Origin of the sequence: Leifsonia poae, from assembly GCF_020009625.1 — a bacterium.
GTDB classification, from domain to species: Bacteria; Actinomycetota; Actinomycetes; order Actinomycetales; family Microbacteriaceae; genus Leifsonia; species Leifsonia poae_A.
In genome coordinates this window covers 1,979,353-1,994,222 of the sequence record NZ_JAIHLP010000002.1, presented here as the reverse complement: position 1 = coordinate 1,994,222, position 14,870 = coordinate 1,979,353, and the positions used below count along the sequence as shown (strand labels likewise).

The window sequence follows — 14,870 nt, the reverse complement described above, 5'->3', positions numbered from 1 at the left end:
TATTATCCGCCCTCACCGTAGCAAAAATCGACGACTCGTGGCGATCGCGTGAGGGGGCGACTACCAGGCGGCGGTCGCCCCGCGTCGCGGCACCGTCAGCAGCGAGATGAGGCTCACCGAGATCAGCAGGATCGCGCCGACGACGATGAACGCCTGCAGGGTGAGCGCCGGCAGGGTCAGGGCGACGAGGCCGGCGAGGAGGGAGACCATCCCGCTGACGAGCCCCACCCACCTCGGACGTGTCGCACCGGTCGCCGCCCCCATGAGGTCGACGATGCCCGAGACGATCCAGCCGAGGCCCAGCACGAAGGCGAGCAGCACGGCCGACCGTGTCGGGTCGATGAGGCAGAGCACCCCTGCCGCCAGCACGATCACCCCCAGAAGACCGACGAGGAAGCGGTGACCGGCGCCGACATGCTTGGACGCGATCGCCGCGGAGAGCCGCACGAACCCGGAGACGATCAGGTAGGCGCCGAAGATCACACCGATGAACACCAGGGTGACGTTCGGCCAGACCAGGGCGATGATGCCGAGGAGGATTCCCGCGATGGCGATGGCGAACGTCTCACCGCGGTGGAGTTGCAGCGAGAATCCGGACTTCTGCGCCAATGGCACGACGGGCACGATGGGGATGACGGGGTGGGTCATGTGCGCGCTCCTTTCCACCGGTCGGGAAACGGTCGCACGGGCGGGCGGCGCCCGCATTCCCAGAGTCGCCCTCCCCGCGGCCAAAAGCAATGGGTAGCGCGAATGTGCGCGCTCGGTCGACTCAACCAGCGACGGCGTTCATCACCTGTTCGCGTGGAGGTCGCCGCGTGAACCAGCCGGAGAGTGGTCGGGCGATCTCCCCGATCTCCTCGATCTCGCCGGCGGCGACAGCAAGGATGAAATCGAACATCGCGTCCTCGTCGTAGTGCTCCTCGTAGCCATTCAGCTCGAAGAAGAGGGCGCACAACAGCCAGCCGGTGCGCTTGTTCCCGTCGAGGAGCGGATGGTTGCGCGTGATCGAATGCAGGAGGGCTGCCCCCTTCGCGTAGTCATCCGGGTAGGCGTCCCGGCCGAAGAGGGTGGCCTTCGGCCGCTCCAATGCCGACTGCAGGAGCACGGTGTCCCGGATGGAAGCGAGTGGCTCGCCCCCGTGAACAACCCGGATGACGATGAGCGCTTCTTCCAGGGCCACGTACCGGATGCTCACGCGTCGCGCAGTCGTTCGAGGAGTCCGGCGTTCTTGGACGCCAGGCGGTCGACGATCTGCTGCGTGGTGCTGTCGTGCGCGGCGATGTAGGCGTCGACGGCGTCGAGCACCGTCGCGGTGAAGTTCGACCCGGTGTCATCGGCGATGGAGCCGAGCGCGCGCACCTGGTCTTCACGGAACGCGATCAGCTTCTTGCTCCGGGCGGGAGGCGTCATGTGAGTCATCCCCCTCCCCCTCCGTATATGTCAATGTAGAACGAGTATATACGCGACTCCGTGGGTCGTCTGTGGATGGCCCCGGCGTCAGATGTGGAGCGTCGGTCGGTCGAGGCGGAACGTCGACCGTGGGATCTCGTCGACGAGCCTGTGCGCGAGGGCGAACGCATCTTCTTCCGTCAGCTGGTGCGTGATCACGAGGGAGGACAGGAACGACGCATCCACCCGCCTCGACATGTCGTGCCTGGCCGGGATGGAGCAGTACGCCCGCGTGTCATCGATGAACCCGCTCGTCTTCGTGAAGCCCGCGCTGTCTGTGATCGCCTGGCGGTAGCGCAGGATCGCGGCGGGGGTGTCGATGAACCACCACGGCGCGCCCGCGTACACGCTCGGATAGAAGCCGGCCAGCGGCGCGATCTCGCGTGAGAACGTCGTCTCGTCCACGGTGAACAGCACGATGCGGAACGTCGAGCTGGTGCCGAAGTCGCGCAGGATGGGCGTGAGCGGCGTCGTGAACCCGCCGACGGCCGGCAGGTCGTGGCCGGTGTCGGGGCCGAACGCGTCGAACGTCGGGCGGTGGTGGTTGCGGATGACACCCGGGTGCAATTGCATCACCAGTCCGTCGTCCGCCGCCATCTCGGCGAGCCGGTAGAGCATGTTGTGCCGATAGGCCACCGCCTCGGCGGCGGTCAGGCTGCCGCTGATGGCGGCCTGGTGGATGCGCGACGCCTCCGCGTCTGGGAGCGGCTCGCATCCCGCATCGATAACGCCGGTGTCCGTCGCCGTGCCACCCGCGGCGAGGAAGACGTGGCGGCGCGCGCGGAGGGCGGCGAGAAGGCCGGGGTACGTGGACGTGTCGATGTCGGCCCGTGCGGCCAGAGCGTCCAGTCTGCCCCGCCAGGTGGGCTCGTCCGGGTGCATGTACCGGTCGGCGCGGAACGTCGGGATGACGCGGCCGGTGAACGTCGGATCTTCGTTGAGGCGTCGATGGGCGGCGAGATCGTCGGCCGGGTCGTCGGTCGTCGCCAGCACCGAGATGCGGAACCGGTCGAATAGAGCGCGCGGACGGAACTCGGGGCGTGTCAGCGTCTCGGCGAGCTGGTCGTAGAGCGCGTCGGCACTCGCGGCCGACGGCTGCTCGGTGAGCCCGAACACCTCGCTGAATTCCGATTCGAACCAGAACCGCACGGGGGTGCCCAGGAAGACGTCCCAGTTCTCGCAGAGCCTGCGCCAGATCTCCCGGCCGGAGGTGGTCGGCGCCGCGCCGTCGCGCGAGAGCCCGAGGTCGGCCAGCGGCACACCGACGGCGTGCAGCATCCGCGTCACGTAGTGGTCGGGCGTGATGAGGAGCGCCGACGGGTCGCCGAACGCCTCGTCGGCGGCGAGCATCGCCGCGGGCACATGGCCGTGCGGTGACACGATGGGGGCATCCGCGACTGCGGCGTGCAGACGCCTGGCCAGGTCGCGCTCCGCCGGGTCGGCGGGGAACAGACGGTCCGGATGCGGGGCGAGCGTTGTCATCGGCGTCCTTTCAGCTCCGCGCGGGCCCGGTGGAGGCGCGTACGGTGAGATGGGTGGGGAGGGTGGCGCCTTGGCGCATCCCGAGGGTGCTCTCGTCGTCGAGCCGGGCGAGCAGCATCGACACGGCCGTGCGGCCGGCCTGCTCGATCGGCGCGGTGAGGGTGGTCAGCGGCGGGTTGCAGAAGTCGGCGCCGAAGATGTCGTCGCAGCCGACGATGCTGACATCACCGGGCACATCGACGCCGCGCTCGCGGAAGCGGGCGAGCATCCCGATGGCAAGCAGGTCGTTGAAGGCGATGCAGGCGGTGACGCCCGCATGCAGCACGGCGTCGGCGGCCGCAGCGCCGGCGTACTGGCGCGGGGAGAACGGGCCGAGTCGCGTGGCGGTCACCCCGTAGCGATCCGCCGCCCGCACCATCGCCCGCCAACGGCCTTCGTTCGACCACGACGTCTCTGGGCCGGATGCGTAGCAGAGCTGGGTGTGGCCGAGGGAGACGAGGTGGCCGACGGCCTGTTCGATCCCGCTCGGGGTGTCGATGAAGATGTGCGGCACGCTGCGGGTCTGCCGATTGATTGCGACCAGGGGGATCTCCCGTGCGAGCGTGGTCAGCCGCCGATCGGTGAGGCGGGAAGCGGCGAGGATCGCGCCGTCGAAGGAGCGCCGGAGTTTGTGCAGCATTCCGTCCTCCAGTTCGTCGGACTCCTCGGTGTCGACGAGGATCTGGGTGTACCCGGCCGCCTTCAATTGCTGTTGTGTGCCGCGGATGATCCCGAAGTAGAACGGGTTCGTCACGTCGGAGACGAGCACGGCGATGGCGCGGGTCTTGCCGCTGGTGAGTGCTCTGGCCTGCGAGTTGGGGAGATAGTTGAGTTCGCGGGCGGCGTGCTCGATTCGCTCGCGGGTGATGGCATTCACCCGGCCGGGGTTCGAGAGGGCACGCGAGGCCGTCGAGGTGGCGACTCCACTGGCCGCCGCCACGTCTGCGAGGGTGGCTGGGCGATCCGACCCCGCTCCGGCGAGAGGTTGCATGACGACATCTCAGCACACTTTGGCAATTTTTGGCAATCGGTTGCAGTGCCGTTGCCGCCCTGCCTAGAGTCCTCAGCAACCATCCTCGACGCACCAGCAGAGGGTGCTGACACTCACGTCCCTGTCTCAAAGGAGAGTCACGAATGAGATCACGTATCGCGCTCGGCGCGGTCGCCGGACTGGCCGTCATCGGCCTAGCACTGAGCGGCTGCTCCTCGTCGGGGAGCACTGGCTCCTCCACCTCGGGAAAGGTCGACGGCACGGGCAAGACTCTCGACGTCATGATCGCGGCCAACGCCCTCTACCCGACCGAACAGCAGCAGTGGTTCAAGGATGTGTCCGCCCAGTTCCAGAAGGAGACGGGCGCGACGGTCCAGTTCGAGACGTTCGCATCGGCGAACGATGAGCTGACCAAGATCCAGACCTCGGTGCTCAGCGGCCAGGGCCCGGACATCTACGACCTCGGCACCACCTTCACGCCCACCGCATACTCGACCGGGGCCTTCGTCACGCTCACCGACGACGACTGGAAGAAGATCGGTGGTCGCGACCGCTTCGTGCCGGCCACGCTCGGAATCTCCGGGCCGGACGAGAAGAACGAGGTCGGCATCCCGTTCCTCAGCCGTCCGTTCGTCATGGCGTACAACAAAGACCTCCTGAAGGCGGCAGGCATCGACAAGCCCGCCGACACCTGGGATGGGCTCGCCGAGCAGGCGAAGAAGCTCACCTCGGGCGACGTCCACGGGATGGCCATCGCGTACGCGGACAGCTTCGACCCGTGGAAGTTCATCTGGGCGATGTCGATGCAGCAGGGCAACACCATTCTGGATCTGAAGAGCAAGAAGGCGACGATCGATGACGACGCCGTGAAGAAGGCGTACGAGTCGTACTTCGGCTGGCTGACCGACGACAAGGTCGTCGACCCCGCCGCGGTCGGCTGGAAGAACGCCAACGCTGTCGCCGCGTTCGCCGAAGGAAAGGCCGCGATCCTGCCGATGGTCTCCTCGTCGTCGCAGGTCACGCTCGACAAGTCGAGCGTCGCGGGCAAGTACGCCTACGCCGTGATGCCGACCATCCCGCCGGGAGCGACCACGCTCCCCAGCGGTGGCAAAGCCGCAGCGACGATCATCTCCGGCGACAACATGGTCGTGGCGAAGTACTCCAAGAACCAGGACCTCGCCTTCTCGCTCATCAAGATGCTCACCAGCACCGACAACCAGGTGAAGTACACCAAGACGTTCGGCGACCTGCCGACGAACGCCGACGCAGCCAAGCAGATCGAGAGCGGGAACCAGCTCATCGCGCCGATCCTCGATGCGGGTACGAAGGCGTTCGGCACGCCGTTCAGCGGCGCATGGGGTGACACCCAGCTCGCCCTGGTGAACGTGGTGGTGCAGTCCATTCCGTCGCTCGCCAGCGGATCGGTGTCGTCCTCCGACCTCCAAGCCAAGCTCAAGACGGCACAAGACACCGCGCAGAGCTCGCTCAACAAGGCCAAGTAACCGGCCCCGATCATGTCCAACTCCACCCTGGCCGCTCCGGAAGGCGCGACCGGTCACCACAGTGGTTCGCCCGCGGGGATCACCCCCGCGGGCGGCCGCTCCGGCCGAGCCGACCAGCACCCCAAGCCGCGCCGCAGGCGGAAGTACGAGCGCAACCGGCCGCTCTGGATGCTGCTGCCCGGCGGCATCCTCATGCTGGTCATCATCGTGGTGCCGCTTCTGGTTGCAGCGCTCTTGTCCACGCTCGACCTTGACCAGTACACGCTGCAAAGCTGGCTGCAGGCGCCGTTCATCGGCGTGCAGAACTACATCGAGGCGATCGTCTCCTCGTCACTGCTGCGCTCCATAGGGATCAGTGTCTCCTTCGCGCTGATTGCGGCCGTCGTCACGATGCCGATCGGCCTCGCCGCCGCCCTCGCGACGCAGAACAAGTTCCGCGGGCGCGCCCTCGTCCGTTCGCTGTTCCTCATCCCCTACGTGCTTCCGGCGTTCGTTGTCGGTACGCTGTGGCGCACGATGCTGCAGCCGGGCGGCGTGGTCGACTCGACACTCGGCAGCATGGGCATCCACACCGGCCTGTTCCTCAACGGCCCGCTCAGCTACTGGTCGCTCATCGTCGTGCAGATCTGGACATCGTGGCCGTTCTTCTACCTGCTCGTACTCGCCGGTCTGCAATCCGTGGACCACGAGGTACACGAGGCCGCCGCGATCGACGGCGCGACCTGGTGGATCAAGCTGCGTTCGGTGATTCTGCCGTACCTGCGCGGCCCGATCCTCCTGGCGCTCATCATCGCGTTCCTGCACAACATCAACGCGTTCACACTGCCGTTCGTCCTGTTCGGCGTTCCGGCCCCGCAAGACGTCGATGTGCTGCCGGTGCTCACCTATGTCACCAGCTTTCAGAGCTTCCGGTTCGGGCTGAGCGCCGCCATGGCGATCTGCTCCCTGGTGCTCATCGCCATCCCGCTGTTCGTCTACCTGCGGGCCGTAAAACTCGACTCGGGAGAGGAGGAGCAGAAATGACCGCCGTCAAGCCGTCTTCAGCCGATATCACGCGACTGCTGCCGCGTCCACTACTTGTCGCGATCATCGTTGTGCTCCTGGTGATCGTGCTCGGTCCGGTGCTGTACATGCTGTTCGCGTCGATCAACTCCGACGTGGCCGTTGCCGGCGGCGCGTTCTGGCCGACCGAGTTGCACTTCGACAACTACCTCAAAGTGTGGTCCACGGTGGATCTCGGCACCGGCCTGATGAACAGTGTGATCGTCTGTGTCGCCGTCGCGATCGTCTGCGCGTTCCTCGCGGTCGCGACAGCGTACGTGCTGGTCCGCTACGACTTCCGCGGGCGCCTGACGTTCCTGCGCGGTCTTCTCGGCCTGCAGTCGATACCCGGCACGCTGATGCTGCTTCCGGTGTTCGTGCTGTTCTCGTCGACCGCGAGCCTTCTCGGCGTCCAGATCATTGGCACGCGTTGGGCGGTGTTCGTCACCTACCTGACGTTTGCGCTCCCGTTCTCGACCTGGGTCATGGTCACCTACCTGCGCGGCCTGCCCAAGGCGCTCGAGGAGGCGGCGCGGATCGACGGGGCGTCGTCGTGGCGCATCCTGACCCGCATCGTGGTGCCGCTGAGTTGGCCGGGCATCGTCGTCTCTGGCATCTTCGCGTTCCTGCTCGGCTGGAACGACGTGCTGTTCGCATCCGTGCTGACCAACCCCGAGACCCGCACTGCCGCCGTGGCACTGCAGGTGTTCGGGGCAACGCAAGAGGGTGGCGCGATACCGCTCTACGGGCAGATGATGGCTGCGTCGCTCATCTGCGCCGTTCCCGTCGTCGCGCTGTACCTCGTATTCCAGCGCTACCTCGTCGGTGGCCTGACCTCAGGAGGAGTGAAGTGAGCCAAAACGCTCAAAGATCGGTGAGCTGGACCCTGTCGGGCTTCGGCGACGAGATCGACCAGGATCCGGTGGTCCAAGTCGCCGTGCTGCAAGCGCTCGGCGCGAACCACATCGAGGTGCGCAGCGCCTGGGGAGTGAACGTCGTCGACCTCGATGACGAACAGCTCGATCGTCTCGCCGGCATCGTCAGCGAGCGGGGGATGGGCGTCTCCGCCATCGCCTCCCCGATCGGCAAAGTGGATGTGTCGCTCCCTGTCGAGCACGAGATCGAACGCCTCGGCCGCGCCATCGCAGCGGCCAAACGTCTGGGCACACGCTCCATCCGGGTGTTCTCCTTCTACCGCGGAGACGACGTGGCCGTGGCGAGCATCCGCGACGACGTGATGCGCCGCATGCGCGGCCTCGCCGACGCCGCCGAGGCCGCCGATGTCGTGCTGCTGCACGAGAACGAGAAGGACATCTACGGCGACACTCCCGAGCGCTGCCTCGATATCGTCGAGACCGTCGGATCGCCGAACCTCCGGCTCGCCTGGGACAGCGCCAACTTCGTGCAGGTGGGCGTCGCCTTCCCGTTCGACGACGGATATGCCGCCCTTCGCCCGCACGTGGAGTACCTGCAGGTGAAAGACGCCATCGGCGCCACCGGCGAGGTCACCCCCGCCGGTGAGGGCGACGGGCAACTGCTCGCCACCCTCACCGCCCTCCGCGACGACGGCTACGCCGGCTTCGCCTCCCTGGAACCCCACCTCGCCGACGTGAACAATATGGGCGGCTTCTCCGGACCGGAGGCGTTCGGCCGCGCGGGCCGCGCGTTCCGTCGCCTCACCGACCAGATTGGAGTGCAGCTCGTATGAGCTCTCGCCTGAACGTGGCCATCGTCGGCTGCGGCATCATCGGCCTCAACCACGCCAGGGCAATCGCCCGGCACCCCGACCTCGCGATCACCGCCCTGGTGGATGCGGTCCCCGCCGCGGCGAGCGCTCTCGCCGATCAGATCGTGTCCGAGTTCGGCGGGCAGCGCCCCGCGCAGTTCGAGACCCTTCCCGCCGCGGTCGCCGGCGCCGACGTCGACATCGTCGTCATCTGCACCCCCAGCGGGCTGCACGTGCAGCTCGCCGAGGAAGCGCTCGCCGCCGGCAAGCATGTCGTGATCGAGAAGCCTCTCGACGTCTCGATGGCGCGGGCCAAGCGCATCCTGGAGCTGTCGCGGGAGGCGGAGAGCCGCGGTCTGGTGGTGTCCGTGATCAGTCAGCACCGGTTCGACCCGGCCTCGGTCGTCGTCGCCGAGGCCGCGCACGGCGGCGCGTTCGGCCGGGTGACCAGCGGGATCGCCTCCGTCGCCTGGTGGCGCAGCCAGGACTACTACGACTCCGGCCAGTGGCGCGGCACTTGGGAGCTCGACGGCGGCGGGGCCGTGATGAACCAGGGCGTGCACACCGTCGACCTGCTCGTCTGGTTCCTCGGCCGACCGGTCGAGGTCGTCGCGCAGACGGCACTCCTCGCGCACGAGCGTGTCGAGGTCGAGGACATCGCCGTCGCGACTGTGCGGTTCGAGTCCGGCGCGCTCGCCGTGGTGCACGCGACGACCGCCGCATACCCCGGAGGGTCGGTGCGCATCCACGTGCACGGTGACCGCGGCTCGGCGATCATCGAGGACGACCAGCTCGAGTACTTCGGCACCGCGGACCCGACAGCGTTCGATGCGAGCGGTGCCAGCGTGGTGAATCGTGCGGCCGAGCTCGTCGAGGCGGACGAGGTGCGCGGGGGAGTCCGCGGCGCCGACCGCTTCATCGTCGGCCACCTGCGTCAATACGAAGACGTGGTGGATGCGATCCAGCAGCACCGCGCACCCGGCGTCACGGTCGAGGACGCGTTCGTGTCGCTCGCCGTCGTCCGCGCCATCTACCTGTCGGCCACCCTCGGCCGACCGATCGCGTTCGACGAGGTGCTCTCCGGAGCGCTCGACCACATCACCGTCACGACAGGAGCCTGACCGATGAAGTTCTCTGTGTTCACCGCGTCCACCCCCGACTGGACCCCCGCCGAAGCGGCGGAGACGCTCGCCGCCCAAGGCTGGGACGGAATCGAGTGGCGCATCATCGACCAGGACGAAGCCGACCCGCCCGGCTTCTGGGCCGGGAATCGCGCGACCTGGCCGCTGACCGGGCTCGAGGAGTCCGTGTCCGAGATCGCCCGCCTGACCGCAGAGTCCGGCTTGCAGTTCTCCGGCATCGGCGGCTATGCCCGCTGCGACGACCACGCGAACGTCGACCGGATGCTTGCCGCCACCGCCGCGCTCGGCGCACGGCAGGTGCGCGTCACCGTGCTGCGCACAGACTCGGGTGACTACCGTGAGCTGTTCGCCTCCGCGCGTCGCGATATCGAGCGCGCGGCGTCCCGCGCCGGCGAACTCGGTGTGAAGGCGCTGATCGAACTGCATCACGAGACCATCACACCATCGGCGTCTGCGGCGTTCCGGCTGGTCGATGGCATCGACCCGGAGACGGTCGGCGTCATTCACGACCTCGGCAACCTCGTCATCGAGGGCCAGGAGGCGACCCTCGCCGCCTTCCAGCTTCTCGGCCCGTACCTCGCGCACGTGCACGTGAAGAATGTCGCCTGGCTGCCGGGCGCGCCCGAGGCCGACAGCACCGTGCGCTGGCACCACGAGTGGGCGCCTCTTCGCACGGGCGCAGGCGATGTCGAGGCGTACTTCGAGGCGCTGCACACCTTCGGCTATGACGGCTGGGTCACGGCGGAGGACTTCTCCACCGAACTGCCGCTCGCCGAGCGCACGCGCGACAACCTGGCCTACCTGCGCGAGGTCGAGGCTCGCACGCGTTCGCGGGTCGCGGCGCGCGCATGACACCGCCGCCGCGCGCCGAGCGTCACCCCGTCCGCATCGTCCACCTCGGTCTCGGCGCATTCCACCGTGCCCACCAGGCCTGGTACACCCAGCGGGCGAACGAGCGTGGCGACCGGGCGGGCGGCGCGGGCTGGGGTATCGCGGCGTTCACCGGCCGGAGCCCGGAGGGGGCGCGCGTGCTCGCCGCACAGGACGCGGTGTACACGCTGATCGAGCGCGGCCCGGAATCCGATGCGGCGACCATCGTGGATGCGCTGAGCACTGTGGCAGACGGCGGGGACACCGCTCGCTGGCGTTCGGCCGTCGCCGACCCGGCAGTCGCGGTGCTGACGCTCACCGTCACCGAGGCCGGCTACCGACCACCGGCGGAGGCGCTGGATGCTGACCGGGCGTCGCTCGCGGCAGGGGATGGCGCAGCCACTGCCCCCGGTCGACTGGTGGACGGGCTGCGTGCTCGTCGCGCAGCGGGTGCCGGCGGCATCGCCGTGGTGAGCTGCGACAACCTGCCGAACAACGGCCGGGTGGCGCGGAATGCGGTGCTCGGCCTCGCGAGCGACGTCGACCCAGGGTTGGCCGAGTGGATCGAGGGATCGGTCTCGTTCGTGTCGTCGATGGTCGACAGGATCACCCCGGCCGCCACCGACGCCGACCGCGAGGCCGCCGCGCGGCTGACCGGTTACGACGATGCTGCGCCCGTGGTCACCGAGCCGTTCAGCGAGTGGGTGCTGAGCGGGGACTTCCCCGCCGGCCGCCCCGCCTGGGAAGCGGTCGGTGCACAGTTCGTCGCCGACATCGAGCCGTACGAGCGCCGCAAGCTCTGGCTGCTCAACGCCGGACACTCGCTTCTGGCCTACCGCGGGCTACTGAGCGGCTACACCACCATCGCGGAGGCGATGCGCGACGTCGACATCGTCGGCGACCTTGAAGCCCTCTGGGCGGAGGCGCGCACCGAACTCCCATTCGATGTCGAGACAGTGGATGCGACCCTCGCAGCCCTCCGCGATCGCTTCGGCAACGCACGCATCGAGCACCGACTGGCGCAGATCGCGTCCGACGGCTCGCAGAAGCTCGGTCCGCGCATCCTCGACCCGCTGAGGTTGCGGCTGACGGACGGCCGGGGGCCCGGCGAGGCTCAGGCCGGGGTTCTCGCTGCCTGGGCACTGCATCTGCTCGGTGATGATGTGCGCGATCCCGCCGCCATCGCGCTCGTCGTGCGCCTTCGCGCTAACCCAGACGACGATGGCGCGCTCGCAACCGCTGTTCTCACCGAACTGGCTCCCGACCTGGCGGGCGTGTCAGCGGTCACCGACCTCATCCACAGCCGGATCGCGCACCTGCGGGCCGGAACCACCACCGAACCACCGCTACCGACAGGAGCACACTGACATGCTTATCACTTCTGCCGAAGTGCTCGTCTCGAGCCCCGGACGCAACTTCGTCACCCTGCGGATCACGACCGATGACGGGTTCACCGGTCTCGGCGACGCGACGCTCAACGGCCGCGAGCTCGCGGTCGCCGCCTACCTGAGCGAGCACGTCGTCCCGCTCCTGATCGGCCGCGACGCCCACCAGATCGAGGACACCTGGCAGTACCTCTACCGGGGTGCGTACTGGCGCCGCGGTCCGGTGACGATGGCGTCGATCGCCGCCGTCGACACGGCGCTGTGGGACATCAAGGCGAAGGTCGCCGGCCTGCCGCTCTACCAGCTCCTCGGCGGTCGCAGTCGCGAGGGGCTGCTGGTCTACGGCCACGCCTCCGGCGCCGAGCTGCCGGAACTGTTCGACTCGATCACCGAGCACCTCGAAGAGGGCTACCGCGCCGTCCGGGTGCAGACCGGCATCCCGGGCCTGCCGTCCGTGTACGGGGTCGCGTCGAGCAAGAACGCGGCCGCCGGCGCCGGGTCGGGGTCGGATGCCCGCTACGACTACGAGCCCGCCCGGCGCAGCGCCGTGCCGGTGGAGGAGAGCTGGGACACCCGCGCCTACCTCCGCCACGCGCCCACCGTGTTCGAGGCGGTGCGCAATGAGTTCGGCCCCGAACTGCCGCTGCTGCACGACGCGCACCACCGGCTCACGCCCATCCAGGCGGCGAAACTCGGCAAAGCACTGGAACCGTACGACCTGTTCTGGCTCGAAGACGTCACCCCGGCCGAGAACCAGGCGGCGTTGCGCCGGGTGCGTGAGCACACCACGACGCCGCTGGCCATCGGGGAGGTGTTCAACACGATCTGGGACTACCGGGAACTGTTCGAGGAGCAGCTGATCGACTACGTGCGCTCGCCCATCACCCACGCCGGCGGGATCACCGCCCTGCGGCGCATCTTCGACTACGCCGCCGTCTACCAGATCAAGTCGGGTGTGCACGGACCGACCGACGTCTCGCCGGTCGGACTGGCCGCGGCGATCCACCTCGGCATCGCCATCCCCAACTTCGGCATCCAGGAGTACATGAAGCACAGCCCCACCACGCACGAGGTGTTCCGCACCACGTACACCTTCGAGCAGGGGATGCTGAAGCCGAGCGAAGCGCCCGGCCTCGGCGTCGACTACGACGAGGCCATCGCGCAGTCGTTCCCGTACGAGGCGGCGTACCTGCCGGTGAACCGTCTCCTCGACGGCTCCATGCACGACTGGTGACCGACGCGGCAGCAGCGCCGGTGCGAGTCGTCGTGATGGGGGTGTCCGGCTCGGGCAAGAGCACGATCGGCGCCCTCATCGCCGACGAGCTGGGCGTGCCATTCGTCGACGGCGACTCCCTCCACCCGATCGAGAACGTCCGTAAGATGGCCGGCGGCACGCCCCTGGACGACGCCGACCGTGCACCCTGGCTCCGGTCGGTGGGGCAGGCGCTCGCCGCTGGCGACGGTCTCGTCGTCGCCTGCTCGGCGCTCAAACGGTCGTACCGGGAGACCATCCTCGGCCAGTCGCCGGCCGCGGTCTTCGTCCACCTCGCCGCATCCCGGGAGGTGCTCGCCGTGCGGATGGAGGGCCGCTCCGACCACTTCATGCCGGCGACACTCCTGGACTCCCAGCTCGGTGCGCTCGAACCGTTGGGGGAGGACGAGCCCGGCGTCACCATCGACGTGGCCGCCGCGACGGGCGACATCCTGATCCAGGCGACTGAGGGGGTGCGGACCCTGACCATCGGCCGGAGCACGAGCACCCCCTGAGGCGGACAGCCCGGTGGCCCTCTCCTATCGGGGCGCGCGTGCGGCCTAGTACGATTGTCCCAAACGCTCAAAGAGGAGAGACGACATGACCTACGCCGTCACGAACCCCGCTACCGGTGAGATCGTCAAGACGTTCGACACCATCGACGACAATGCCCTCGGCGCCGCGATCGCCTCGGCCGACGACACTTTCCGGACCTGGTCGCAAACGACAAGCGTCGACGAACGTGCGGCCCTGGTTCGCCGCGTCGGCGAACTGCACATCGAGCGTCGCCAGGAGCTCGCCGACATCATCGTGCGCGAGATGGGCAAGCCGGTCGAGCAGGCGCTCGGGGAGGTCGACTTCGCCGGAGCGATCTACGAGTACTACGCCGACCACGCCGCCGAATTCCTGAAAGACGAGCCGATCACGCTGCTGGACGGCGACGGTTCGGCGTTCGTCCGGCGTTCGGCGCTCGGTGTGCTCCTCGGCATCATGCCGTGGAACTTCCCCTACTACCAGGTCGCCCGGTTCGCGGGCCCGAACCTGGTGATCGGCAACACCATCCTCCTCAAGCACGCCGAACAGTGCCCGGAGTCGGCCGCCGCCATCGAGCGGATGTTCCTCGACGCGGGCTTCCCGGCCGGCGCGTACGTGAACATCTACGCCTCGCATGAGCAGATCGAGACCGTGATCGCCGACCCGCGCGTGCAGGGTGTCTCGCTCACCGGCTCCGAGCGCGCCGGCGCCACGGTGGCCGCGGTCGCCGGACGCAACCTCAAGAAGGTCGTGCTGGAGCTCGGCGGCTCCGACCCGTTCATCCTGCTCTCCACCGACGACCTCGACGCGACCGTGCAGAACGCCGTGGATGCGCGCCTCGACAACAGCGGCCAGTCCTGCAACGCCGCCAAACGGTTCGTCGTCGCCGACGCGCTGTACGAGCCGTTCCTGCAGAAGTTCACGGCGAAACTGGCCGAGGTCGAGGCGAGCGACCCCACCTCGGCGGAGTCGGCGCTCGGGCCGCTCTCCTCGCTGCGCGCGGCCGAGAACCTCGACGAGCAGGTCAAGCGCGCGGTCGAGAACGGCGCGACCCTGGTGCGAGGCGGCGGACGCACGGGCGCGTTCTTCGAGACGACGGTGCTCGCCGATGTCGCCCCCGACAACCCGGCCTCGCAGGAGGAGTTCTTCGGCCCGGTGGCGCAGGTCTACCGCGCGAAAGACGAGGCCGACGCGGTGCGCATCGCGAACGACACCCCGTTCGGGCTCGGCTCATACCTGTACACCACCGATGACGAGCAAGCCCTGCGGGTCGCCGACCAGATCCAGGCCGGCATGGTCTTCGTGAACGTCGTGCTCGCCGACGGCGCGGAGCTCCCGTTCGGTGGCGTCAAGCGCTCCGGCTCCGGCCGTGAGCTCGGCCGCTTCGGCGCCGACGAGTTCGTCAACAAGAAGCTCATCCGCCTCGGCTGACCCCCTTCGTCGAAGGGCGGCAAAAG

At 68.4% G+C, this 14,870-nt stretch carries 15 protein-coding genes; 10 read left to right on the top strand and 5 right to left on the bottom strand.

Annotated elements, in window-relative coordinates; all coding sequences use genetic code 11:
* Positions 1–60: 60 nt before the first annotated feature.
* The 5 genes from K5L49_RS10150 to K5L49_RS10130 all read right to left on the bottom strand — a co-directional run bounded on the left by K5L49_RS10150 (position 61) and on the right by K5L49_RS10130 (position 3,961).
* Positions 61–648: an HdeD family acid-resistance protein gene (locus tag K5L49_RS10150; protein ID WP_223692466.1), complete on the bottom strand. Its 588-nt coding sequence runs from the start codon at positions 646–648 to the stop codon at positions 61–63.
* Positions 649–769: 121 nt separating this feature from the next.
* The gene (locus tag K5L49_RS10145) at positions 770–1,180 is read right to left on the bottom strand and encodes a type II toxin-antitoxin system death-on-curing family toxin (protein WP_223692465.1); all 411 of its coding nucleotides are present in this window, start codon (positions 1,178–1,180) and stop codon (positions 770–772) included.
* A gap of 11 nt (positions 1,181–1,191) precedes the next feature.
* Positions 1,192–1,419, bottom strand: a complete 228-nt coding sequence (locus K5L49_RS10140; protein ID WP_223692463.1) for a hypothetical protein — start codon at positions 1,417–1,419, stop codon at positions 1,192–1,194.
* 78 nt (positions 1,420–1,497) lie between these two features.
* The gene (gene uxaC, locus K5L49_RS10135) at positions 1,498–2,931 is read right to left on the bottom strand and encodes a glucuronate isomerase (RefSeq protein WP_223692461.1); all 1,434 of its coding nucleotides are present in this window, start codon (positions 2,929–2,931) and stop codon (positions 1,498–1,500) included.
* 10 nt (positions 2,932–2,941) lie between these two features.
* Positions 2,942–3,961, bottom strand: coding sequence for a LacI family DNA-binding transcriptional regulator (locus tag K5L49_RS10130; RefSeq protein ID WP_223692460.1), 1,020 nt, complete (start codon positions 3,959–3,961; stop codon positions 2,942–2,944).
* A 143-nt stretch (positions 3,962–4,104) separates the two neighbouring features.
* Between K5L49_RS10130 and K5L49_RS10125 the strand changes: the two genes are divergently transcribed.
* The 10 genes from K5L49_RS10125 (at position 4,105) to K5L49_RS10080 (ending at position 14,844) form a co-directional block, all read left to right on the top strand.
* Entirely contained in the window at positions 4,105–5,463 is a 1,359-nt protein-coding gene (locus K5L49_RS10125; protein ID WP_223692458.1) for an ABC transporter substrate-binding protein, read from the top strand.
* A 12-nt stretch (positions 5,464–5,475) separates the two neighbouring features.
* Positions 5,476–6,486, top strand: coding sequence for a carbohydrate ABC transporter permease (locus K5L49_RS10120; RefSeq protein ID WP_223692456.1), 1,011 nt, complete (start codon positions 5,476–5,478; stop codon positions 6,484–6,486).
* The gene (locus tag K5L49_RS10115) at positions 6,483–7,358 is read left to right on the top strand and encodes a carbohydrate ABC transporter permease (protein WP_223692454.1); all 876 of its coding nucleotides are present in this window, start codon (positions 6,483–6,485) and stop codon (positions 7,356–7,358) included. The genes K5L49_RS10120 and K5L49_RS10115 overlap by 4 nt, the downstream gene beginning before the upstream one ends.
* Positions 7,359–7,378: 20 nt before the next feature.
* Positions 7,379–8,212, top strand: coding sequence for a sugar phosphate isomerase/epimerase family protein (locus tag K5L49_RS10110; RefSeq protein WP_223692453.1), 834 nt, complete (start codon positions 7,379–7,381; stop codon positions 8,210–8,212).
* Entirely contained in the window at positions 8,209–9,351 is a 1,143-nt protein-coding gene (locus K5L49_RS10105) for a Gfo/Idh/MocA family protein (RefSeq protein WP_223692451.1), read from the top strand. Before K5L49_RS10110 ends, K5L49_RS10105 begins: the two co-directional genes overlap by 4 nt.
* A gap of 3 nt (positions 9,352–9,354) precedes the next feature.
* Positions 9,355–10,224, top strand: coding sequence for a sugar phosphate isomerase/epimerase family protein (locus K5L49_RS10100; RefSeq protein WP_223692449.1), 870 nt, complete (start codon positions 9,355–9,357; stop codon positions 10,222–10,224).
* Positions 10,221–11,609 carry a mannitol dehydrogenase family protein gene (locus K5L49_RS10095; RefSeq protein WP_223692447.1) on the top strand — a complete coding sequence of 463 codons (1,389 nt, stop codon included), beginning with the start codon at positions 10,221–10,223 and terminating at the stop codon, positions 11,607–11,609. Before K5L49_RS10100 ends, K5L49_RS10095 begins: the two co-directional genes overlap by 4 nt.
* 1 nt (position 11,610) lies before the next feature.
* Entirely contained in the window at positions 11,611–12,861 is a 1,251-nt protein-coding gene (gene manD / locus K5L49_RS10090) for a D-mannonate dehydratase ManD (protein ID WP_223692445.1), read from the top strand.
* Entirely contained in the window at positions 12,858–13,394 is a 537-nt protein-coding gene (locus tag K5L49_RS10085; protein ID WP_308116534.1) for a gluconokinase, read from the top strand. The genes manD and K5L49_RS10085 overlap by 4 nt, the downstream gene beginning before the upstream one ends.
* Positions 13,395–13,479: 85 nt before the next feature.
* Complete coding sequence (locus K5L49_RS10080; RefSeq protein ID WP_223692443.1) at positions 13,480–14,844, top strand: NAD-dependent succinate-semialdehyde dehydrogenase; 1,365 nt, start codon at positions 13,480–13,482, stop codon at positions 14,842–14,844.
* Positions 14,845–14,870: the final 26 nt, after the last annotated feature.